This is a genomic window from Sorangium sp. So ce124 (assembly GCF_051525235.1).
GTDB classification, from domain to species: Bacteria; Myxococcota_A; Polyangia; order Polyangiales; family Polyangiaceae; genus Sorangium; species Sorangium atrum.
The window spans coordinates 2,587,714-2,610,764 of record NZ_CP150312.1 but is presented as its reverse complement, the minus strand read 5'-3'; the positions used below and the strand labels follow the sequence as shown (position 1 = coordinate 2,610,764).

Here is a 23,051-nt window from a genome sequence, read left to right as displayed (position 1 = left end):
GGGTCTTCGAAGGACAGCTGAGAGGACGTCGATGGGCTGCGCGGAGCCGGCCGCCATCCTGCTCCTCCGCGGGTGCGCCGCGGCGAGCGAGCGATTCGAAGCGCTGATCCGACGCCATGTGCCGGACGTCGGCGTCACCTCCGATCCAGCGCACGCCCTGGAGCGGTGCCTTGGCGAGGCGCCGCCGGTGCTCGCCGTCGACTGGAGCGAGCCCGCCAGCGCCGCCGCGTTCTGCAGCCACGTGCGGGCGCAGCCCGGCGGCGATGCGGTGTTCGTCCTCGCGATCACCGAGCGCGACGCGGACATCGACGGCATCCTCGCGGCCGGCGCGAGCGATTTCCTGCTCGCGGGCGGCGACGGCGCGGGCCCCCGGGCGCGGCTCTCCGTCGTCCGCGAGCGCGCCGCGCGCGACGCCGTCTCGCGCCGGGCGCTGGCGCAGACGCAGGTCCGCCTCGTCGGCGCAGGTCGCATGGCGAGCGTCGGCACGCTGGCCGCCGGCGTCGCCCACGAGATCAACAACCCCCTCGCCTTCGTCATCACGAACGTCGACGCGGCCATCCGGCGCATCGGCTCGCTCGATCGGCGGAATAGCGCTGCGCGCGGCGGCCCCTGGGCTCGCTCTCACGGCGACGGCCGCGCGTCATCGAGCGAGCTCTCCGACGTGCTGAGCCTGCTGGAGGACGCGCGCGAGGGCGCCGAGCGGGTGCGGATCATCGTGCGCGATCTCCACAGCTTCTCGCGCGCCGAGAAGGACCGCCGCGGGCCGGTCGACCCCCGGCGGGTGCTCGACTCCTGCATCCACATGGCGATGAACGAGATCCGGCACCGCGCCCGCGTCGTCCGGAGCTTCCAGGAGGTGCCGCCTGTCCAGGCGAACGAGCCGCGGCTCGCGCAGGTCTTCCTGAACCTCATCGTGAACGCCGCGCAGGCCATCCCCGAAGGGCTCGCCGAGCAGAACGAGATCGAGCTCTCGACGCGCTGTGACGCCGAGGGGGCGGTCGTCGTCGAGGTGCGCGACACGGGCGCCGGGATCGCGCCCGAGTCGCTCGGGCGGATCTTCGAGCCGTTCTACACGAGCAAAGAAGCTGGCGAAGGGCTCGGGTTGGGGCTCGCGATCTGCCACTCCATCGTCACGGCGCTGGGGGGTCGGATCGAGGTGGACAGCCGCCCCGGCAAGGGGAGCACGTTCCGCCTCGTCCTCCCCGCCGCCGCGGCCAGAGAGGCGCACGCCTCTGCGGCGCCCGGCCCCGGCGCGTCGAGGTGGCCGCGCGAGAGCGGCAGCCTCGCCGCGCTCGCGCCGGAGGCGGCGCCGCGGCAACGGGTCCTCATCATCGATGATGAGCCGCTGCTCACGCGGGCCATCGCGGGGACGCTCGAGCCACGGCACGAGACGACCGCGACAGCGAGCGCGCGCGACGCGCTCCGCCGGATCCGCGCCGGAGAGCGGTACGACGCCATCCTGTGCGACCTCATGATGCCCGACATGACGGGAATGGACTTTTACACCTCACTTGCCGAGCACGCGCCCGAGCAGCAGCGCCGTGTCGTGTTCCTGACCGGCGGCGCCTTCACGGAGCGCAGCAAGGCGTTCCTGCAGCAGGTCGAAGCCCGGCTGCTCCTGAAGCCGTTCGACGCGGCGACGCTGCTCTCGCTGGTCGACGAGGTCGTCGCCGCTCGCTGACGAGCGCGCTGGTCGACGAGGTCGTCGCCGCCCCTCTGACGAGCGCGCGCGCTCTCCTCACGCGCCGCCGATCGCCCTGCGCTCCGGGAGCGCGACGCCGGCGCGCCCTCAGCGGTAGTCGCGCGACTTGAGCGCGATCTCCTCGCCGCTGGGCAGCTCCAGCCGATCGAGCTCGCGCGCGAGGACGTGGACGACCTGGCCCTGCCGCTCGACCCGCCCGGCGACGAGCAAGAGCGCCGCGTTCCTCGCCACGTGCTCGTACTCCGCGAAGACCTGCCTCTGGACGATGACGTTGACCACGCCGGTCTCGTCCTCGAGCGTCATGAACGTCACGCCGCTCGCGGTCGCCGGCCGCTGGCGTCCGACCACCATCCCGGCGACGCGCACGCTCTCCCCGTCGCGCGCGGCCTTGATCTCCTCGGCGGTACGCACGCGCCCGGCGCCGCGCCGCCGCTTGAGCACCCGCCGCACGTGCCGCATCGGGTGGTCGTGCAGCGACAGACCCACGCGCCCGTAGTCCAGCGCGAGCTGCTCCAGCGGCCTGAGCGGAGGGAGCCCGACGTCCCGGTCCTGCTCGATCGGAACGCCCTCGAACAACCCCTCCACGCGGGGGGCGCGCGCGCGCCAGAGCGCCTCTCTCCGGGCAGGCACCAGCGCGGCGAGCGCGCCCGCTTCTGCGAGCGCCTCCACCTCGTTCTTCTTCAGCTCCGTGCGCCTCACGAGATCCGGGAGGCTCGTGAACGGCGCTTCCTCGCGCGCCGCCACGATCGCCGCCACGGCCGCCTCGCCGAGCCCCTTCACGAGCCGCATGCCGAGCCGCAGCGCCGGGCCCGCCGAGGGCTCGGCGCCGGGCTCGAGGGTCGCGTCCCACGCGCTCTGCACCACGCACACCGGCCGCACGTCCACGCCGTGCCGCTGCGCGTCCTGCACCAGCGCCGACGGGCTGTAGAACCCCATCGGCTGCGCGTTGAGCAGCGCGCAGGTGAACGCCGCCTGGTGGTGGACCTTGAGCCAGGCCGACGCGTACACGAGGAGCGCGAAGCTCGCCGCGTGCGACTCCGGGAAGCCGTACTCCCCGAAGCCCTGGATCTGCTGGTAGAGCATCTCCCCGAACTTCGCCGAGATCCCCTGCTCGGCGAAGCCCTGGATGAGCCGCCCGCGGTGCCGCTCCAGGCGCCCGTGCTTCTTCCACGCCGCCATGTCGCGGCGCAGCTGGTCGGCCTCGCCCGGCGTGTAGCCCGCGCCGACCATCGCGATCTGCATCACCTGCTCCTGGAAGAGCGGAACGCCGAGCGTGCGCTCCAGGATGGGATCCAGGCACGGGTGCGGGGACACCGGCGGCTCCTGCCCCGTCCGCCGGCGCAGGTAGGGGTGCACCATCCCGCCCTGGATGGGCCCGGGGCGCACGATCGCCACCTCGATCACCAGGTCGTAGAACTTGCTCGGCTTCAGCCGCGGGAGCATCGCCATCTGCGCGCGGCTCTCGATCTGGAACACCCCCACCGTGTCGGCCCGGCCGATGGCCTCGTAGACAGCCGGATCCTCTGGCGGGATCTGCGCGAGCGCCGCGATCGGATCGAACGGGGCGCCTCGGCCCGCGTGGAGCAACGCCCCCGCAGGCGCAGGGGCCCCTGCCGCGTCGACCGAGGGACCCGCGAGCCCGGCGTACCGGTCCGAGTGGATCAAACCGAGCGCCTTGCGGATCGCCGTCAGCATGCCGAGCGCCAGGACGTCGATCTTGAAGAAGCCGAGATCGTCGAGATCGTCCTTGTCCCACGGGATTACCGTGCGGCCCTCCATCCGCGCAGGCTCGACCGGGGCCACCTTGTGCAGCGGCTCCGACGACAGCACGAAGCCGCCCACGTGGATCGAGAGATGACGCGGGAAACCCTCGAGCGCGCTCGCCATCATGACGGCCTGCCGGACGCGCACGTCGTCCGGATCGAGGCCCGCCTCGCTGACCCGCTGCTCGGTGATGTCCGCCTCATGGTGGAGCACGAGGCCGCTCAGCCGATCGACCTGATCCGCCGAGAAGCCGAACGCCTTGCCCACCTCGCGGAGCGCGCTCTTGCCGCGGTAGGCGATCACCTCCGAGACCATCGCCGCCCGGTCGCGCCCGTACATCTCGTAGATCGCCTGGATCACCTCCTCCCGGCGCTCGTGCTCGAAATCGACGTCGATGTCCGGGGGCTCGTGGCGCTCCTCCGAAAGGAAACGCTCGAAAAGCAGGCTCGACCGGGCCGGGTCCACCGCCGTCACGCCGAGCACAAAGCACACCGCGCTGTTCGCCGCGCTCCCGCGGCCCTGGCAGAGGATCTGCCGCGCGCGCGCGATCTTCACGACCTGCTGCACGCTGAGGAAATAAGGCGCCACGCCGAGCTTCGCGATCAACGCGAGCTCCTTCTCGATCTGCGCGCGCACCGGAGGCGGCGTCCCCTCCGGGTAACGGTCGCGGCAGCCCTCCTCGGTGAGGCGGCGCAGCGCCTGATCCGACGTCTCCCCCGGCATGCAGAGGGCGTCGCTCGGGAAGCTGTAGCGGAGCTCGGACAGCGAGAAGCGGCAGCGGGACGCGACCTCGACCGTGCGCGCGAGCCAGGCCGGATGATCGCGGAACAGCGCCGCCATCTGCGCGCCGGACCGCACGTACGCCTCCGCGTTCGGCGCGATCCGCGTCCCGGCTTGATCGAGCGTGGTCTTGGTCCGGATGCACGCGAGCACGTCCGCGAGCGGCTTGCGCGACGGGTGATGATAGAGCGGGCGCGCCGTCGCCACGACGCAGGGGCCGTAGCGGCGCTCCGCCGCGAGGGCCGCCGCGACGCGCTCGCCGTCGCGGCGGTCGAGGTGCTTCCAGGTCGCGACGAGCGCGCGCTCGCCGAACGCGTCGCGCAGCGCGCCGATGAGCGCGCCGGAGACGCCCGCGGGCACGAGAGGATCGAGCGGCACGATCGCGGAGAGGCCCCGCTGCGCCGCCGCGATCGCCTCCGCCGAGATGCTCGCCATCCCCTTCTCGCACTCGGCGTGCGCGATCGTGAGCAGGCGGCAGAGGTTCGCGTAACCCTCGCTGTCCTCGACCAGGAGGACCACCGACGGACGGACCTCCGGCGCGCGCTCGCCGCCCCCGCGCGGCGCGCCCAGCGTCAGCTCGGCCCCGACGATCACCCGCTGCTCGACCTTCTTCGCCGCCGTGTGCGCCCGCACGCTGCCGTAGATCCCGTCGCGATCGCAGAGCGCGATCCCCTCGAGGCCGAGCTCCTTGGCGCGGTGCACGAGCTCCTCGGGGTGCGAGGCGCCCTCCAGGAAAGAGAAGCAGGAGCGGCCGCAGAGCTCCACGAACGGGACCGACGCGCCGGCGCTCACTCGCACCACCCCTGCAGGAAGGCCTCGCCCGTCGCGCGGTCGACGTAGATCCACGCTTCGCCGCAGGAGCTCGCGCTCGCGCCGTCTCGAGAAGGGCGCAGCTCGCCGAGGCGCGCCGGGGCGGCCTTGCCGGACGGAGAGCCCGAGACGAGCCAGGCGCGCGCGTAATCGCGCGACGCCGGCGTGGGCGTCCACCACTCCACCGCGTCGATCCGCATCACGAAGGAGAGCCGCTCGATCGCGTAGAGGTGCCGATCGACGGCCACGATCGCCCCGCGCCCCACCCGGCCGAGCGGGATCGGCTGCGCGAGGAGCCGCGCGGGCTCGAGCACCTGCGCATCCGCGCCCTCCGCCTGCTCCGCCGCGCCCCGATCTGCCGCGGCGCGCGCGCGGGCCGCGGCGGACGCGCGCGTCATGGCCGCCTCTCCGGAGGCCGGCACGAGCCGCGAGCGCGCCTCGGGGCGGTGCGCGTCGGCGATCTCCAGGATGCCCACCCGCTCCTGGCCGATCTCCGCCGAGAGCTCGGCCAGGAGCGCCGGCAGGCTGTCGGGATCGACCGACCGGTCGCGCGACAGATCGAGCTGCACCCGACGAGCCCGCGCGATGCGCGAGGCGATGACGTGGACCCCCACCGCGGGCGCCGCGAGCTCGATCCGCTCGAGCTTCGCCTTCAGCGGGCGGAGCAGATCGCCCGCGTCCGAGAGGGGCACCGGCATGTCGACGTGGAAGCGCAGCGAAGGGCCGCGCCCGTCGTCTTCCAGGAGCGCCGCGGCGCCGTCGTCCTCGCGCTCGCCGAGGCGGAGCCGCGCGATCGAGCGATCGTAGGCGATCGCCACGTTGAGCCGCCCGCACGCCTCCCCGCGCGCGGCGAGCCGCGAAGCGATCCGCGACGTCATGCCGCGCAGCACGAACAGGAGCGACTCGGCGCTCTCGATCGGCTCGTCGAAGAGCACCTCCTCCTCGAGCAGCCGGGGCACCTCGAACGGCAGGAGCGGCACGGGATCGCGCCCGGCGAGGAGCTCCATCACGTCGGCCGTCCGCGGCCCCAGCCGCGCCGCCACCTGCGCCCGCGGCAGGCGCGCGAGATCCTCGACGCGGAGCACGCCGAGCCGGACGAGGAAGCTCGCCACCTCGCGCTCGACCGGGAGCGCCTGCACCGGCAAGGACCCGATCGCCTGCGCCCCCTTGCCCGGCGGCGCGATCGGGGCCTCCGCCCCTCCCCCGCCGTCCGCGTGCGCGCCGAAGCGCGCGAGCGCCTGCGCGAGCCGCGGCCCGTCGGCGATCGCGAGCCGCGCCCGGTGGCCGAGCGCCGCGACGCGCTCGCCGAGCTCGCCGAGCAGCGCCTCCTCACCGCCGACGAGGTGCGACGCCCCGGTGATGTCGAGCCACACCGTGTCGTACGGGCCGTCGCCCCAGGGGCTCCTCGCCTCGCTCGCGGCGCGCTCGGGAGCGCGGCTCGCCCGCGACGCGCCGGCGCGCGGGGCGCCCTGCTCGCCGAGCTGGATCGCCGCCGTCGCCCCGAGCCCGAGCGCCACCTCGGCGACCCGGCCGAGCGCCGCGTCGATCTCGGCGAACGTCACCCGGTGGATCGCGAGGTGGGCGACCAGCGCCGCCGCCTCGACCACCTTCTGCCCCGGCCTCACCCCGTACCGCCTCGCCTCGTCGTCGACCACGTCGATCACCGCCGCCGGCGCCTGCGGCTCGCGCTCGGGCTCGGGCCGCGGCGCGGCCGCCGCGCGGCGGTCCTCGTCGCCCCCGAGGATCACCGCGAGCGGCGCCTTCCCGCTCGGCGAGACCGGCCCACGCTGCTTCACCAGCTCGCACGCGAGCTGCGGGAGCACGATCGCCACAATGCGCTTCACCGCCATCGCCTCTCCTCCCTCACGCCCGCGACAGCGCGGGCCGCGGCTCGCCGCCCGCCGTCCGCTCTGCCCTGTCCCCGGGCCGCTCCCCGAGCACCACCGGCGTCGGCGAGGTCACGCGCCCTCGGCGGTCCTTGGCGACGCGGACCATCAACCGGTTCTCGGCGACCTGCTCGAGCTCCAGCCGCATCGCGACCGGCAAGGGCATCGGCCGCGCCGCCTGGCGATCGGTGAGGAGCAGGATCGTCCCGTCGCTCCCCTCGATCGCCAGGGCGAGCTTGCGCACCACGTTGACCCAGCGCGCGAGGTCCTCCTCGCGGCGCCCCGCCCCGGGCGCGCTCCGCTCCCCCTTCCCCACGCCCTGGCCGAAGGCCCCCGGGACCCCAGCCACATCGATCACGAGCACCGCGAACGCCCGGCTCATCGCCATCCGGACCGCGACCTTCGCGAGCACCTCCGGCGGGGGCCGCACCACGAGCAGCCGGCTCAGATCGACCTGCGCGCGCGCGACCGCCGGCGCGAAGAGCGAGCCGCTCGGGTCGATCCACGCGCACCACGCCCCCGCCGTCGCGCTCGTCCCGCGCAGCCGCGCCTCCGCTTGCGCCGACGCGCACGCGGAGAGGGCGAGCGAGGTCGACCGCCCCAGCCCCCGCGGCGCGGCGAGCTCCACCACCCCCCCGCGCGGCAGCCCCCCTTCCGGGAGCGCCTCGTTGATTTCCCGCAGGCCGAGCGGGAGCGTCTTGGCGCGCGCTTCGAACTCGGGGAGGGTATGGCGCAGGAGGTCCCGGGCAAGCGGAGCGGCAAGAGCGGCGGACGACATACTGAACACGATAACAGTGCCCCCGCGCGGCTGCCAACTTTGCAGGACGAACAACGTCCTACCTGCGCCCGTGGCGTTCTCCTTTCGCCCTCCCAGGGCTCTGGAGCGGCCTCTCCGGCAATTTCTGTGCAGATAGGATGGCAGGACGACGGGGATGAAGCGAATGCCGTCACGGGCTCTTCAATAAGTCCGACCGGGGCAGGTCGACCTCATGGTCGGCGATGACCAGCGCTCCTGCCGACAGCCTCGCCGCGCGCGCGGCGGGCCCGACGCCTCAATGCGGCGGAGCTGCCGCTGCGGGGACGCCACCGATGTAGCGTGAGCTCGGGCGAATGAGCCGCCCCGCGCGCCGCTGCTCGTCGATGTGCGCGCACCAGCCGGCGACCCTGCCCACCGCGAAGGTCGGCGCGAAGAGCGCGCGTGGCAGCCCGAGCGCGTCGAGCAGCACCGCCGTGTAGAACTCGACGTTCGCGCGCAGCGGGCGATCCGGGTGCCGCGCGCGGAGCGCGGCCTCCGCCGCCCGCTCGACCTCACGCGCCAGCGCGAGCCGGGCGCTCTGCGCGCCGCCTGCCGTCCGCCCGAGCCGCTCGATCGCCCGCTCGAGCACCGCCGCCCGCGGATCCCTCACCCGGTAGATCCGGTGGCCCATGCCCATGATCCGCCGGCCCGCCGCGAGCTCGGCCTGGATCCAGCGCTCGGCGCAGCCCGGCAGCGGCGCGCCGCCCTCGACCGCCTTCGCCGCGACCGCGTCCAGCATGTCGAGGACCGGCCCGGGCGCGCCGCCGTGGAGCGGCCCCTTCAGCGCGCCGATCGCCGCGACCACCGCCGAGATCGCGTCCGACCCCGTCGAGGTGACCACGCGCGCGGTGAAGGTGGACGCGTTCATGCCGTGATCCGAGACCGTCACGAGGTACGTGTCGAGCTCGCGCGCCTCGGCCTCGCTCGCCGCAGCCCCCCGCGCCATGCGCAGGTAGTCGGCCGAGAGCCGGAGCGCCGGATCGGGCGCGACCGGCGCCTCCCCCGCGCAGCGCCGCGCCCACGCCGCCGCGAAGGTCGCTACCGCCCCGGCGATCGCCGCGGGCGGGACGTCGGCCGAGAGGTGCGCGACCGCGGCGCGGAGCGCATCCATCCCGTCGCTGGCCTGGAGCGCGTCCCCGAGCCGCCCGAGCAGCGCGAAGGCCCTCGTCCGCCCCTCGGCGATCGCTCGCCGGAGCGACTCCCGCTCCGCCGCCCCGGGCAGCGCGCCGCCCCAGAGCAGCCCGCACACGTCCTCGAAGGTCACCCCGCCGCCGCCGGCGAGCTCCTCGACGTCGTGGCCCGCGAGGGTGAGCCTCCCCCGCTCTCCGTCCACCTCCGAGAGCCGCGTCTCCGCCACCACCACGCCTTCCAGGCCGCTCGCGAGCGGCGCCGCCACATCCCTCATTCCGATCACCTCCGCTGACGACATCTTGGGCACCGCACGAGGTTGATCAACCTTGATTGTACAATCAACCATGCACGGCCTCGAAGCGCGTCGAGGAAGAATCCCGGAGGAAGCCGAGGAGGGCGGTGCTAGGAGGGATGGGTGTCGCCGGCGCGCGCGACGCCGGCGCCTCGTGCATCGGAAGACAGGATGGATGCAACGTTGATGGGCGCTCATGGTGGATCTACCTGACTCCGGGCAACGGCCGTCGGCGTACGTGACCGGCGCCGAGGCGGCGGAGCTGCTCGGCGTGAAGCGGGAGACGCTCTACGCGTACGCGAGCCGGGGCGTGCTCCGGGGGGTGCCTGGCGGGCGAGGGCGCGCGCGGCTCTACCTCCGGGCGGACATCGAGCGGCTCAAGGCGCGGCACGACGCGCGCGCCGGCCACGGCCCTGTCGCCGCCGAGGCGCTCCGGTGGGGCGAGCCGGTGCTCGAGTCGGCGCTCACCGCGATCGGCCCGCGCGGGCCCGTCTACCGGGGCAAGGAGGCGGTCGCGCTGGCGCTCGACGACGTGCCCTTCGAGGCGGTCGCCGAGCTGCTCTGGACGGGCGAGCTGCCGGCGGAGGGCGCGCCGGCGGCGCGGCCAGGCCGGCTGAGCGTCCGCCCGGCCAAGCTCGCGGCGCTCCTGCCGGAAGGCGCGCCGCCGTTCGTCGCGCTCGCGCTCGTGGTGCCCGCGCTCGGCGCGCACGACCCGACCCGCCACGTGGGCGCGCCTTCGGGCGATGGGCGCATCCCCACGGGCGACGCGGAGCGCACACGGGCGCGGGCCCTCGTGCGATCGCTCGCGGCGCTCGTGGGCCTCGGGCGGGACGCGCGCAGGGCGACCGACGCCCTCGAGGCCGACGGGGCGGCGCGGCGGCTGCTCATCGCCCTCGGCGCGAACGCCTCGAAGAAGGCCGAGCGCGCCGTGAACCGGGCGCTCTTGGTCTCGGCCGATCACGAGCTGAACGCCTCGACGTTCGCGGTCCGGGTGGCCGCGTCCACCGGCGCCGACCTCTACGCCTGCGTCAGCGCGGGGCTCGCCGCGCTCTCCGGCCCGAGGCACGGCGGCATGACCGACCGGGTGGAGGCCCTGGTCGCCGAGGCGGGCCGGCCCGAGCGCGCCGCCGCCGCGGTCCACGAGCGGCTGCGCCGCGGCGAGCCCATCGCAGGCGTCGGGCACAGGCTCTACCCCGAGGGCGACCCCCGCGCCCAGCTGCTGCTCGACACGGCCCGCGCGCTCGCCCCGCAGAGCACGGCCTTGCGCACGGTGCTCGCGCTCGTCGACGCGCTGCGCGACGCCGGCCTCGATCCGCCGTCGCTCGACCTGGGCCTCGTCGCGATCGCGGCCGCGCTCGGCCTGCCGGCCGGCACGGCGGCGGCGCTCTTCGCGGTGGGGCGCGCCGCCGGCTGGATCGCCCACGCGTTCGAGCAGCGCGAGGCGGGGTACATGCTCCGGCCGCGCGCCCGGTACACGGGGCCCTGATCGCAGCCTCCTGACGCCATCGACGTCAGGCCCGAAGCGGCGCTGCACGCAAGAAGCGGCGCTGCACGCAAGACGACAAGCGTGGTTCGCGGGGTGGTGGGGCCCCGACGAGCTTCGCTCGGCGGGGCGGCGGGGGCGCGTGCCCCCGCCGTCAAAAATCGACCTGCATTCCGAGCTCGACCACGCGGTTCGGCGGCAGACCGAAGTACGCCGTCGCCGGCCGCGCGTTCCGCGAGATGAAGGCGAACAGCCCCTTGCGCCACCGGGACATCTTCGAGCGCCCGGTCGTCAGCAGCGTCTCCCTGCCGAGGTAGTAGCTCGTCCTCCCGAGATCGATGTCGAGCCCGTGCCGCTTGCACCCCTCGAGCACCGACGGCGCGTTCGGCGTCTGCATGAAGCCGTAACACGCCGTGACCTGGTAGATCCCCTCGCCCCGCGGGATCACCGTCGTTCGCCGCTCCGCCGGCACCTCCGGCACGTTCGTCACCTGGATCGAGAGGAGCACCACCTGCTCGTGCAGCACCTGGTTGTGCTTCACGTGGTGCAGCAGGATCGGCGGCGTGCCCTCCGGGCTCGACGCCATGAAGACCGCCGTCCCGCGCACCCGGTGCGGCTTCACGCGCTTCACGTCCTCGAGGAACATGTCGAGCGGCAAGATCGCCGACTTGATCGCCGCTGCGAGGTGCTTGCGCCCCGTCTTCCAGGTCGTCATCACCGTGAAGATCGCCGCGCCCATCACGATGGGCACCCAGCCCCCGTGGAAGAACTTGGCGCTGTTCGCCGCGAAGAACGCGAGATCGATCACCAGGAAGAGCCCGGCGAGCGGGAGCGATTTCCAGACCGGCCAACCCCACGTCTTCCGGGTGACCACGTAATAGACCACCGTGGTGATCCCCATCGTCCCCGTGACGGCGATGCCGTAGGCAGCCGCGAGCGCGCTCGAGTTCTTGAACGTGAGAACCAGCACGATGCACGAGATCAGGAGCCCGCTGTTCACCTCGGGGATGTAGATCTGCCCCGCCTCGTCCTTCGACGTGTGGACCACCGTGACGCGCGGGAAATACCCGAGCTGCACCGCCTGCTGGGTCAGCGAGAAGGCCCCGGAGATGAGCGCCTGGGACGCGACGACCGTCGCCGCGGTGGCGATCGCCACCGTGGGGTAGAGCGCCCACGACGGGACCAGCGCATAGAACGGGTTCGCCGCCGCGGTGGGGTCCGCGAGGAGCTTGGCGCCCTGGCCGAAGTAATTGATGAGCAGCCCGGGCCAGACGATCGTGTACCAGGTGTACTTGATCGGCACGCGGCCGAAATGCCCCATGTCGGCGTACAGCGCCTCGCCGCCCGTGATGCAGAGGACGACCGCGCCGAGGATCAGGAAGCCATGCAGTTGATTCTCGACAAAGAAGCTCACCGCGTAGGTCGGTGAGACGGCCCGGAGCACTCCGGGGCTGCCGATGATCTCCTTGGCCCCGAGGAGGACGAGCGTGACAAACCACACGAGCGTCACAGGCCCGAAGATCGACCCGACCCCGGCCGTACCGCGCTTCTGCACGAGGAACACGGCGAGCAGCACGCCGCAGGTGATGACCGGCACGACGGAAGGGTCCAGCTTCGGGATCGCGACCTCGAGGCCCTCCACGGCCGAGAGCACCGAGATCGCGGGCGTGATCACGCCGTCGCCATAAAGGAGCGCCGCGCCGAAGAGGACGAGGAGCACGAGGAGGCCGCGGCCGTCGCCCTTGCGATCGCCGCTCGGGACGAGCGCGAGCAGCGCGAGGATGCCGCCCGCGCCCTCGTTGTCGGCCCGCGTGATGAACGTCACGTACTTGATGGTCACCACCATCATCAACGACCAGAACATCAGCGAGAGCACCCCGAGCACGTTCTCGGGCGTCGGAGCGACGTGGTGCGGGCTGCTGCGGCTGAAGCACTCCTTCATCGCGTAGAGCGGGCTCGTCCCGATGTCGCCGTAGACGACCCCGAGCGCGGCCAGCATCAGCGGCCACATCTTCTTCGAGCTCCCCATGTGGGCGCGCTCGGCCATCGGAGAGGGCGCGGGGCGCTCTGCGGCAGGGACCGGTCGTGGGCTCATCGTCATCGGGGGCGGATCCTACTCCATCGAGAGCGCGCCTCGCGAGGAGGCGGAGCGCGACGGCTCAGCCGAGCGCGCGCGCCGCCACGGTGAGATCTTCGATGAAGCGGGAGAGCTCGGCTCGCCTCGTCGCTTCGTCCGGCATGCGGAGGATCGACGCGGGGTGCACGGTCGCCAGCACGCGCGGCGCGAGCGGCGAGGCGACGATCCTGCCGCGCTCGCGCGTGACCCGGAACGAGCCGCCGAGCAGCGCCTGCGCCGCCGTCGCGCCGAGGCATACCACGATCGCCGGCTGCACCACCGCGATCTCCGCGGCGAGCCACGGCAGGCACGCGCGGATCTCGCGCACGTCCGGCTTCATGTGGATGCGGCGCTTGCCGCGCGGCTCCCACTTGAAGTGCTTCACCACGTTGGTCACGTACGCCCGGCGCCGCTCGATCCCCGCCGCCTCGAGCGCGCGATCGAGCAGCTGCCCCGCTGGGCCCACGAACGGTTTACCGGCCAGGTCCTCCTTGTCCCCCGGCTGTTCGCCGACGAGGAGCACGTCCGATCGCGCCGCGCCTTCGCCGAACACCGTCTGCGTCCCCCGCTCCCAGAGCGGACACGCCTGGCACCGCGCGGCGGCCTCGCGCAGGCTCGGCAACGAGGGAGGGCTGGGGACGAGCGCCGCCGCCGTCGCCTCGCCGACGCCGCGCCCTGCTGCATTTCGTCTCGCCACGGTCGCCATGACCGCCTCCGCAGCATCGCTCGTGCCATGGGCAATGCGGCGCGGTCGAACGCGCCGCGTCGCGAGGAGCGCGGCCGACGAGCGTCTTGACGGCATCCGGCAGCCTTCCCATAGTGCCACGGTCCTCCGACGTTGACCGACCAGTCAGAATGCCCCGCCTCGCCGATCGCCGCGCCAGGATCGAGCTGCTCCGCGCCGCCGAGGCTGCCTTCACCGAACGCGGCCTGGCCGCCGCGAGGGTCGAGGACATCACCGAGCGCGCGGGCGTCTCGAAGGGCGCGTTCTACCTGCACTTCCAGAGCAAGGACGACTGCTTCAAGCAGATCGTCGAGACCTTCATCGCGCGCCTCGCCGACTGCGTGGAGCCGCCGCCCGTCGTCTTCGAGGCCGAGCGAGCGTCGGTGAACGAGTACTTCAAGCGGCTCCTCGCCCACGACATGGAGGTGCTCGAGTTCTGCTGGCAGAACCGGGCGCTCCTCAGGATGATGCTGGCGGGCGGCGGTGGGACCCCGTACGCCTACCTGATCGACGAGTTCGCCCAGCGCGTCGCCCGGCAGGTGGAGGGCCGCCTCCGGTACGCGATCGACATCGGCCTCTACCGGCGCGATCTGGATCCCAGCGTCATCGCCGCGCTCATGTCCGGCGCCTTCGATCGCCTGGTGCGCAAGCTCATCGACGCGCCGTGCAGGCCAGACATCGCGGCCTGGGCTGCGCAGGTGCTCCAGCTCTTCACGCACGGCCTGCTCGCCCCGGAGGTGCGCGCCGTCGCTGACCAGTCGGTCATGGAAGCCCCCCCGCGCAGCGCGCGGCAGACCGCCGATCCGGCGCCTGCCTCGGCGTCGAGCAGCGAGCGCCGGCGCTCCAAGGCGAAGACGACCTAGGTGACCTGGCTGACGAGGGGGCACCGCGCACCGCGCTCCCGCGGTCGTCGGCGCACTCCGCCTCCATCGGAAACGTTGGAGCCGTCGGAACCGCCGATATGGAAGGAGCCTTGGAAACAGGATCCAGTCCGCCGCCAGCCGTAGGGCTTTGCCTGAATGAAATGGCCGGAAACCCGGCGGTACCAGGACAGCTTACAGGGAATCCCTGACGAACGATTCCACATCGCCCTAGCGGTCGGTCAGGCAGCAGCTGAGCTACAGCTGGCAGTCAACGGGATTTTCGGCAGGACAGTGAGGGGGTGGATCGGGGGGCCAGAGGGGAACCGTTCAGGCAACTCGGGAAGAGCGCAGCCTTGGAGAGCGGTCCTGCCCGTTCAATCGCGCCAGGCTGACCGTCGCGCGCTCTGGCCGGTCACGGGCACTCTCTGGACGGCTCTCCGCAGAGGAACGGAACTGTCGAGGGGGGCGGAATGGGCATACAGACGGGTCGTGATAGACGGTTAATCCACGAGCTGCTCCGGCAGACCTGCCGATCGATCCAGTGGCGTGCGGACACCGCAAGGTCGATTGCAGAGAGGATCGAGGTCGCCCTCGCCGAGCACGCGCTCCACGTCTCCACGCCGGACGTCGACCTGCGCGTCCGGCTGACCAAGGACTTTGCGCTCGCCATCGCGATACGCGTGCTCTCCTTCGGCGAAGACGCCGAGGAGTCGCTGAGCAAAGCCCTGTGTCAGGACAGATCGCTCATGGCGGAGCTCGTGAAGGAAGAGTGGCAGCTCGTGCGCACCGCCTGCAGAACGGCCGAGCAGACCGCCGGGAGGCTGGTGCTCCTGACGGCGGTACCGGGGGCGTGAGACCGCGAGCAGGACGCACGCCGAGAACGCGACCGGGCCCACGAGGCGATAGAGATGGCGCCCCAGACCAGCTACAGCATTTACGTTCGCTTCCGGGGCAGGCGGCTCGCGCTCATGAGGCACATCCGCTCGCTCGAGACGGCGCGGTTCCAGCTGCGGTCCTTCCGGGCAGAGCGGTTCCACGACGCCGATCAGGTCTTTCTCGTCAACGACGCGACGAGGCAGATCGTCGACGAACGGGGGTGGGAGGACGCCGGAGAGGCCGGGGAGGCTCGGCAGATCAGCGTCGACATGCGCCTTCCGACCGATGGCAAGCGTACGGAGCGCACGCACGACGCGGGGAACGAGGCGGCTCGATCGCTGGGAGGGGCGCAGGCTCCCCCGCTGCTCGCGGCGCCCGAGGCGCCGGCGCCGCCGCTCGCGGCGCCCCTCGATCACCTGGCGCGATCCGACGGCGAAGCCCGGCACGTTCCACCGGAGAGGAGATGGTCCGGGGTCGAGAACCCGGAGCCGCCGCGCGCACGCCTGCGCCGCGCGATCGCGGCAGCCCAGGTCGCCCGAGCGCGCCACGACGCCGCGCTGGAAGCCCTGACCAGGCTCCAGCCCGGCGGGAGGATGGATGAGATGACCCTGAGGAGGCTCAACGATTCTGCCCGAATGGTATCCGATCGATCCGCACACATCATCGAGCGGCTCGAGCAACTCCTGAAGCGCCTGGAAGGGGCGCGCTGATATGGTGAGATGACCGTGAGGCGCCGTGTCCCATGCGCGACATGGACGACGACAGCCATCGTTGACCGATCGCCCACCGGAACCCTGGCTTAGTCCCTGTCAGGCTCTCGCCATAGCGAGACGCGTGAGAGAGCGCCCAACCGTTCAAGCCGACAATGCCCGAACAGAAGAAGTCACGCCGGACGCAACTCGGGGCATCGGGGCAGAGCGACGCCGCGCCCCAGGCCGGCAGGGCATCCGCGCCGGGGCGGGCGCCGGTCCCGCTCCAAGGCGCCGGCGAGAGCGCCGCAGCGGTCGAGCCGCGCCCCGAGGGCGAGCTGCGCTTTCCCGTGGTCTGTGTCGTCGCTTCGGCCGGCGGACGCGGCGCGATCGCGGAGCTCCTCCGGCGGTTGCCCAGCAGAGATACCAGCCTCTCTCTCGTCCTGATCTACAGCGCAGATCCAGGGGAGCTCCCCCTCCTCGAGCTCGTGGCGCAGAGCAGCCCTCTCCCCGTGGCCGAGCTCCGATCGGGGATGAAGCTCGCGCCTGGTCGTGTCCAGGTCCTGCCCCCGGAGGCGCAGGCGACGCTGGCGGGGCTCCGCGTCGACCTCGCGCCGCGGGGCGAGGGCGGCCCGGGCCCTGGCGATCTCTTCCTGCGCTCGCTCGCGGGCGAGCTGGGGTCGGGCGCCGTGGCCGTCGTGCTGTCCGGCGCCGGGAGCGACGGCGCGCTGGGGCTGAAGGACGTGAAGGCCGAGGGCGGGGTCACCTTCGCGGAGAACCCGCGCGGCGCCGAGCGGCCGGCGCTCCCGCGGAGCGCCATCGCGGCCGGAGGCGTCGACTTCGTCCTCAGCGTCGAGGAGATCGCGGCGGAGCTCGTGCGGATGGGTCGCCCCGGGCACGTGCTCGCTCCATGGCTCAGGCAGGGTGCGCCCCTCGGAATGGACCCCGATCTCAGCAAGCTCCTGAGGCTGCTTCACGCCGCGGTGGGCGTCGACTTCAGCCAGTACAAGAAGAGCACGCTGAGGAGGCGCATCCAGCGGCGAATGACGCTCCACAGGCTCGCCACCCTCCAGGATTACCTGGAGCACTTGAAAGCGCACCCCGGCGAGATCGAGGATCTCTACCAAGACCTCCTCATCAAGGTCACCACGTTCTTCCGCGATCCGGGCGCCTTCGCCGCGCTGAAGACCCACGTGTTCCCGGTGCTCATGCACAGCAGGCCGCAGGACTCCCCTGTTCGCATCTGGGTGCCGGGCTGCTCGACGGGCGAGGAGGTCTACTCTCTCGCGATCTCGTTGCTCGAATTCCTCGAAGCCGACGCGACCGATCATGCCATCCAGATCTTCGGCACCGACCTGAGCGAGGCCGCCATCCAGCAGGCGCGGTCCGGGATCTACATCGAGAGCATCTCGATGGATGTCTCGCCCAGCCGGCTGCGCCGCTTCTTCGTCAGGGTACAAGGCGGCTTTCAGGTCAACAAATCGGTCCGCGATCTGTGCATCTTCTCGCGCCACAACGCCGCGGCCGACCCGCCCCTGTTGAAGCTCGATCTCACCAGCTGCCGCAACCTGATGATCTACCTGGAGCCGAGCCTGCAGCGCCGGCTGCTGCAGACGTTCCACCAGGCCCTCAAGCCCACGGGGTTCCTGCTCCTCGGCTCGTCCGAGAGCCTCACCACGACGCCCGATCTGTTCGGGGTCGTGGACAGGACCCACAGGATCTTCTGCAAGCGCGCCGCGTCGGAGGCGGCCCACTCGCTCGCCCTCGCCGCGCCCGCTCTGCCCGGCGTGCCGGTGGTCGCCCTGGCGACGGAGAGGCCGCGGGAGCCCGAGGGGCTCGGCATGGATGCGGTGCGCAGGGAGGCCGACGCCATCGTCATGGCGCGCTATGCCCCCGCCGGCGTGGTCGTGGACGAGGAGATGCAGATCGTCCAGTTCCGGGGCAAGACGGGGCCCTACCTCGAGCCGTCACCGGGCGACGCTAGCCTGCACCTCTTCAAGATGGCCCGAGAGGGGCTCGTCCTCGGCATCCGGGCCGCCATCGACGCGTCGATGAACTCGGGGGCGATGGCCCGCAGGGAGCAGATCAAGGTCAGGCAGGACGAGAAGATCCGGTACGTCGACGTCGAGGTCTGGCCGCTCAAGGTGCGGCTCCCGCAAGGGCGCTGCTTCCTCGTCACCTTCTCCGAGTCGGGCGCCGCGAGGCTGGACCGGCCGGGCAGCGACCCGGCCCCGAGCGACACCCAGAAGGATCTGGAGATCGTCCAGCTCCGCAGGGAGCTCGTGACCACGAGGGAGTACCTCCAGTCGCTCATCGACGAGCTCGAGGCGACGAACGAAGAGCTCCTGTGCACGAACGACGAGCTCCTCGCGAGCAACGACGAGCTGCAGAGGGTGAACGACGCGCTCGAGGGCGCCCACGACGAGCTCCAGTCGGCGAACCAGGAGCTCACGACCATCAACGAGGAGCTCCGCAGCAGCAACGTCGCGCTCGGCCTCGCCAACGACGAGCTGCGCAAGCACCTCGGCGACATGAACATCCCGATGCTGATGGTCGACGCGGACCTGCGGATCCGCCGCGTCGCCGGCGCCGCCGACGAGCTGCTCGGCCTCGCCGCGAGCGACGTGGGCAGATCCATCCTCGAGGTGAAGTCGAGGAGCGTGGCCGACATCGCGCCCGTCGTCGCCGAGGTGCTCGGCAAGAGGAGCACCGTCGAACGGCACGTCGAGGACCGCGACGGGCGCTGCTATCTCATGCGGGCGCGCCCCTCCCGGACCACCGACGACGAGGTCGACGGCGCGGTGATCTGCTGGCTGGAGAGCGAGGCGCCGAGGAGCGCCGCGCGCGAGCTCGCGGGCGCGCGCGGCGGCCTCTCCGCCGTCTTCGAGGTGCTGCGCCACCCGTTCCTCCTGCTCGACGGGGAGCTCCGGATCCGGGCGGTCACCCGGCGCTACTGCGAGCAGTTCATGGTGCCTCTCGGCGACATCGAGGGACGATCGCTCTCGGCCATCGATGCCGGATGGAACACCCCGCAGCTGGAGCAGCAGCTCCGGGACGTGCTCCACCGCCGCGCCGCGCTCGTCGACTTCCGCCTCGAGGCCGTGCTCGCGCACGCCGGCCGCAGGACGCTCTCGTTCTCAGCCTTCCGGCTCCAGGCCGACGAGGGCGAGCTCCCGGCCCTGCTGCTCGTCGTCGAGGACAGGACGGCGCCCGAGATCGACCCGGCCGCTCCATCCGGGGTGCGGCCAGCGCGCCGCCCCGGCCCCGGCTGACGCGCTCATCGCCGCCGTGTCCGCCAGTCTCCGGAGGCGATCCGAGGCCACCCCATCGCCTGCCCGGCGGGCATCAGGTAGGCCTCGCAGAGCGCGCCCCCGTGGAGCTCGATCGGCTCACGCCTGAAGACGTCGGGGCAGCCCTCGTAGAGGTCGAGCGAGGGCAGCGCCTCCGGGTCCGGCTCGTACAGCTCCCCGAGGACCGCGACCGAGCCCCCGCGCACGAGCGCCGGGTAGGCGCCGAGATCGGCGAGCTCGAACGACGGGGCGGTGCGCGCGTCCACGAGGCGACGCGCGCGCCCGAGCAGCGCGTGCGCGCGCTCGCCGCGCATCAGCGTGCCGTACACGAACAGGCGCGCCGTCACCGGCAGTGCTGTTCGACCGCGGCGAGCAGCTGCTCGAGGTTGATCGGCTTCTTGAGGAACTGCGCTGCGCCGAGCGAGGACACGAACTCGTCGCGGCCCGTCGCCGAGATGATCACCACCGGGATCGCGGCGAGCTCCGGATCCTTCTTCTGCTCCGCCCTGAACTGCCAGCCATCCATGATCGGCATCATGAGATCGAGCAGGATGAGCCCGGGTCTCGGATCCGTTCTAAGCGCGCTGAGCGCCTCGCCGCCGTGCGCCGCCGACGCGACGGCGTAGCCCTCCTCCTGCAGGAGCTCGGCGAGGGTCTCTCGAATATCCGGATCGTCATCGACAACGAGGATCCTCTTCAAGGGAGTGGCAGGCACGGTGCATCAACCACTATGCGAAAGCCTGACGTCACGGCGAAACAGGGAAAGCCCTGAATCCCTGCTCGGGTTCCGCTTGATCGGGCTCGTTCTGCGAGGAAGGGGGCGCATGAAGGTCTCTCTACGTCTCTCTCCGGCAATCAGCGCCGCAAACGCGCCTTGGAGCGGAGCCCGCTCCCGCGTCGCTCGGGCCGCCATGCAGCGGCGCGAGGTCGACGTGGGTTGAGCCGGGGCAGCTCTGGCAGGCGGGTTCGGGCGTACGCATCACGGGGATCGATCGTCGGCGGTCGAGCCCGATGTTACAGCACGGTGGCGCTCCGGCGAAGCCGCTCTGTGCCCGATCTGCGGCCAGCCAGGGTGAGCGCAGCACGGCTTGGTCGCCATCCAGCACGTCATGAGCTGCGATCCTACCACCGACGCCGAGGGGCGCAGCAGCCTGGCGTCCGCCGGAACGACGGCCCGAGGCGCTCGCGGCGTGGTCCGAACGGGCAGCGTCAACGGTCGATGTCTGTTGAGCCGAGCGAGCCGAGCACCACCTTCGAGAGGGTGCCCAGCAGGACGTCGATGTCCACCGGCTTCGGGATGAGCGCGGCCGCATGCAGCCGCTCGGCGATCGCCTGCATCTCGTGGGGGAGGCGGGCCGAGAAGATCATGAGGGGCGAGGGCGTTCCGAGCCCCTCGATCTCGGAGACGAATCGGTCCGTCGTCATGCCCGGCATCGTCAGATCGAGGAGGACCGCGTGGAAGCGCCGCTCCGCGAGCGCATCGAGCACCGCGCGCGCGGTCGCGGTCAGCTCGACCTCGTACCCTTCCAGGGTCAGGAGCTCTTCCAGCATCGTCGCAGTGTCAACGTCGTCCTCCGCAACCAGGATCACGTGCTTGCCACACATGGCTCCCCTCGGCTTTCTTCAGTAGCGGGGGTCGCTCGCCAGGGCAGCGCGCCCTCTCTTCCCCATCCTGGGGGAGGACTGGATGGGCGCTCGACGCTGCCCGAGCCTCCACTGGCCAGCGCAGCGCAAGCAACCTCGGTGATGCGCCCGGTGTGACGAATCGCCCGGACACACCGGAGCGCTCGCCGCGGTGCGCCACCCCCACGACCACGCCGCGAAGTGCGCAGCCCGACAGTCCGCCGCTGTCCGCCGATCCGGTACGTTCCGTTCCCCCTCTCCCGCCCAGGGCAGTATGAAAGCCCGACTGCGCGCCGGATGCAACTCCGGGCAGAAGGAGCAACTCCGGGCGCAAGGAACCGACCGGGGGGCGCCGGGGGGGCACGAGGGGGCGAAGAGCGCAAGCAGACAGAGAGCGCGAACGGACTCCCCGACAGGGGAGACACCCTGGTAGACTCTCATGGATGCCTGGCGAACGCCGCGTCGCGCTACTCGCGATGGAGCCAACCATGCCGGACGGGGGGGGAGCGCCGTCCAGCCATGGAGTCCGTCGTGTCGAGGCCTCCTTGCTCGCCGATCCGGACCTCGCCGGCGTGCCGATCCACGTGATCGACGCGCAGACGAGGGATCTCGACGCGTGGGTCGCGGAGGTCGAGACCGTGGACGCGGACGTGGTCGGCCTCGCCGCGCACGTCTGGTCGTTCCCCACGTTCATCGAGGTCGCGCGCCACCTGCAGCGCAACCGGCCGGGGCGCACGATCGCGCTCTGCGGGCCCCTCGCGCGCCCCGCGATGTTCGCGCTCGCGCCCTGGCGCGACGCCACCGCTTGCATCGACGCCCTCGTGCACGGCAACGAGCTCACGTTCCGGAACATCGTCCGGCTGAGCGAGCGCTCTCCCGAGGCGCTGCGCGCTGTGCCGGGGCTGCACGTCTCCACCGCGGGCGGCTGGGTCTCGACAGGCGAACCGCCCTACGTGGCGCCCGACGAGCTCCCCTCGCCGATCCGGATGAAGCTGCTCCCGAGCGATCGCATCGTCCCGCTCGAGATCTGCCGCGGGGGCGCCATGAGCTGCGCGACGTGCGGCGTCTCCACGGGCGACGCTGGCGGCGTCTTCTCCGAGGCCTACCTCGTCGAAGAGCTGAGCGCGCTCCGCGCCGCCGGCGCGCCGGGCGCGCAGATCGTCGACGCCCCGCTCAACCTGAGCGCGGAGGCGTTCCGGAACCTGGTGGCCGCGGAGAAGCAGGTCGGCTTCTTCAAGCAGGCGACGCTGACGGCATCGATCGATCCGGAGCACGTGCACGACGAGCACCTCGAGTTCCTCCGCGGCGTCGCGCGCGTCTCGCTCGACGCGCGGCTGCCGCCGCTCAACAAGGAGACGGGCGACGGCACGCAGCGCCCCTTCAGGGAGTCGAAGTTCGCGAAGGTGATCGAGGAGCTCTCGACGTTCACGGACATCGAGGTGGACATCCTCCTCGGCCTCCCGGGCGACGGTCCGATCACGTTCCGGCGCACGCTCGAGCGCGCGCGCGAGCTCCCGTGCAAGGTCCGCATCTTCCACAGCCTCGTCCTCCCGGACGACCTCATGGTCCGCGCGCCCGCCTCGTTCGAGCTCCGCTTCGACCCGTTCACGCTGATGATGCGCTCCTGCCTCGGCTGGTCCGAGGACGCGCTCTCTCGCGAGCGCAGCCGCCTCATCGAGATGGCCTACCGCGAAGGCGGCGAGATCACGCCGGACATGTGGTCGTTCCCCGGGCCTCGCGAGATGCGGCGGCCCGCGATGCCGCTCGGCAGCGGCGTGGTCCCGCCGGGCGCCGAGATCCGGGTCGAAGGCGCGACGACGCTCGCGCCTGCAGGCCAGGACTTGCAGCGCGTGCTCGAGCTCGGGATCAAGGAGGCGACCTCCGGCGGGTGGACGTTCGTGGAGGCCTCGGCGCGCCCGGGCGAGATCGTCGTCATCATGAAGACGCGCGACGGCGCGCTGGTCGTCGAGATGCGCCCCGCCTCGCCCACGGAGAACGCCTACAAGGTCGTGGACGGCGTCGCGTTCGGCTACCGCTCGCCGCGCGGCGTGAAGATGAGCGACGGCGCGCTCCGCCTGCTCGATCGCGTCCTCCAGCGCCTCCACGCGCCGGCGCGCACGGCGCTCGGCCTGTCGACGCAGGACGGCGGCCCCGGCTCGGCGCGCGTCCGGCGCTTCCGCGCCACGCCCTCGTGACCCCCTCGACCCGATCGCGGAGCGTGCCGCG

16 protein-coding genes are annotated in these 23,051 nt (G+C 72.3%); 7 read left to right on the top strand and 9 right to left on the bottom strand.

The window, feature by feature from the left end; translation table 11 throughout:
- The first annotated feature begins 31 nt into the window (after window positions 1–31).
- Entirely contained in the window at window positions 32–1,681 is a 1,650-nt protein-coding gene (locus tag WMF19_RS09945) for an ATP-binding protein (RefSeq protein ID WP_437898854.1), read from the top strand.
- 108 nt (window positions 1,682–1,789) lie between these two features.
- On the opposite strand, the gene WMF19_RS09940 is transcribed toward WMF19_RS09945, so the two are convergent.
- The 4 genes from WMF19_RS09940 to WMF19_RS09925 form a co-directional block, all read right to left on the bottom strand.
- Window positions 1,790–5,038 carry an error-prone DNA polymerase gene (locus tag WMF19_RS09940; protein ID WP_437898853.1) on the bottom strand — a complete coding sequence of 1,083 codons (3,249 nt, stop codon included), beginning with the start codon at window positions 5,036–5,038 and terminating at the stop codon, window positions 1,790–1,792.
- The gene (locus WMF19_RS09935; protein ID WP_437898852.1) at window positions 5,035–6,906 is read right to left on the bottom strand and encodes a DinB/UmuC family translesion DNA polymerase; all 1,872 of its coding nucleotides are present in this window, start codon (window positions 6,904–6,906) and stop codon (window positions 5,035–5,037) included. Before WMF19_RS09935 ends, WMF19_RS09940 begins: the two co-directional genes overlap by 4 nt.
- A gap of 13 nt (window positions 6,907–6,919) precedes the next feature.
- Complete coding sequence (locus WMF19_RS09930) at window positions 6,920–7,720, bottom strand: recombinase A (RefSeq protein ID WP_437898851.1); 801 nt, start codon at window positions 7,718–7,720, stop codon at window positions 6,920–6,922.
- A 274-nt stretch (window positions 7,721–7,994) separates the two neighbouring features.
- Window positions 7,995–9,143: a citrate synthase gene (locus WMF19_RS09925; RefSeq protein WP_437898850.1), complete on the bottom strand. Its 1,149-nt coding sequence runs from the start codon at window positions 9,141–9,143 to the stop codon at window positions 7,995–7,997.
- A gap of 214 nt (window positions 9,144–9,357) precedes the next feature.
- On the opposite strand from WMF19_RS09925, the gene WMF19_RS09920 reads away from it, so the two are divergent.
- Entirely contained in the window at window positions 9,358–10,647 is a 1,290-nt protein-coding gene (locus WMF19_RS09920) for a citrate synthase family protein (protein ID WP_272101418.1), read from the top strand.
- Window positions 10,648–10,798: 151 nt separating this feature from the next.
- Here the strand turns inward: WMF19_RS09920 and WMF19_RS09915 are convergent, their stop codons facing one another.
- Both WMF19_RS09915 and WMF19_RS09910 read right to left on the bottom strand, forming a co-directional pair.
- Entirely contained in the window at window positions 10,799–12,745 is a 1,947-nt protein-coding gene (locus tag WMF19_RS09915; protein WP_272101417.1) for a potassium transporter Kup, read from the bottom strand.
- A 58-nt stretch (window positions 12,746–12,803) separates the two neighbouring features.
- Complete coding sequence (locus tag WMF19_RS09910) at window positions 12,804–13,466, bottom strand: UdgX family uracil-DNA binding protein (RefSeq protein WP_437898849.1); 663 nt, start codon at window positions 13,464–13,466, stop codon at window positions 12,804–12,806.
- Between the two features lie 149 nt (window positions 13,467–13,615).
- On the opposite strand from WMF19_RS09910, the gene WMF19_RS09905 reads away from it, so the two are divergent.
- From WMF19_RS09905 to WMF19_RS09890, 4 genes are all read left to right on the top strand, one after another.
- Window positions 13,616–14,347, top strand: a complete 732-nt coding sequence (locus WMF19_RS09905) for a TetR/AcrR family transcriptional regulator (RefSeq protein WP_272101415.1) — start codon at window positions 13,616–13,618, stop codon at window positions 14,345–14,347.
- Window positions 14,348–14,817: 470 nt separating this feature from the next.
- A complete protein-coding gene (locus WMF19_RS09900) occupies window positions 14,818–15,201 on the top strand; it encodes a hypothetical protein (protein WP_437898848.1) in 384 nt (127 codons plus the stop codon).
- Between the two features lie 54 nt (window positions 15,202–15,255).
- Window positions 15,256–15,933 carry a hypothetical protein gene (locus tag WMF19_RS09895; RefSeq protein WP_437898847.1) on the top strand — a complete coding sequence of 226 codons (678 nt, stop codon included), beginning with the start codon at window positions 15,256–15,258 and terminating at the stop codon, window positions 15,931–15,933.
- Window positions 15,934–16,088: 155 nt separating this feature from the next.
- A complete protein-coding gene (locus WMF19_RS09890; RefSeq protein WP_437898846.1) occupies window positions 16,089–19,184 on the top strand; it encodes a CheR family methyltransferase in 3,096 nt (1,031 codons plus the stop codon).
- Between the two features lie 5 nt (window positions 19,185–19,189).
- Here the strand turns inward: WMF19_RS09890 and WMF19_RS09885 are convergent, their stop codons facing one another.
- The 3 genes from WMF19_RS09885 to WMF19_RS09875 form a co-directional block, all read right to left on the bottom strand.
- Entirely contained in the window at window positions 19,190–19,549 is a 360-nt protein-coding gene (locus WMF19_RS09885) for a gamma-glutamylcyclotransferase family protein (protein ID WP_437898845.1), read from the bottom strand.
- Entirely contained in the window at window positions 19,546–19,902 is a 357-nt protein-coding gene (locus WMF19_RS09880) for a response regulator (protein ID WP_044964390.1), read from the bottom strand. The genes WMF19_RS09885 and WMF19_RS09880 overlap by 4 nt, the downstream gene beginning before the upstream one ends.
- Window positions 19,903–20,411: 509 nt before the next feature.
- The gene (locus WMF19_RS09875; protein WP_437328491.1) at window positions 20,412–20,807 is read right to left on the bottom strand and encodes a response regulator; all 396 of its coding nucleotides are present in this window, start codon (window positions 20,805–20,807) and stop codon (window positions 20,412–20,414) included.
- 506 nt (window positions 20,808–21,313) lie between these two features.
- Between WMF19_RS09875 and WMF19_RS09870 the strand changes: the two genes are divergently transcribed.
- Window positions 21,314–23,020, top strand: coding sequence for a B12-binding domain-containing radical SAM protein (locus tag WMF19_RS09870; RefSeq protein WP_437328490.1), 1,707 nt, complete (start codon window positions 21,314–21,316; stop codon window positions 23,018–23,020).
- Window positions 23,021–23,051 lie beyond the last annotated feature (31 nt).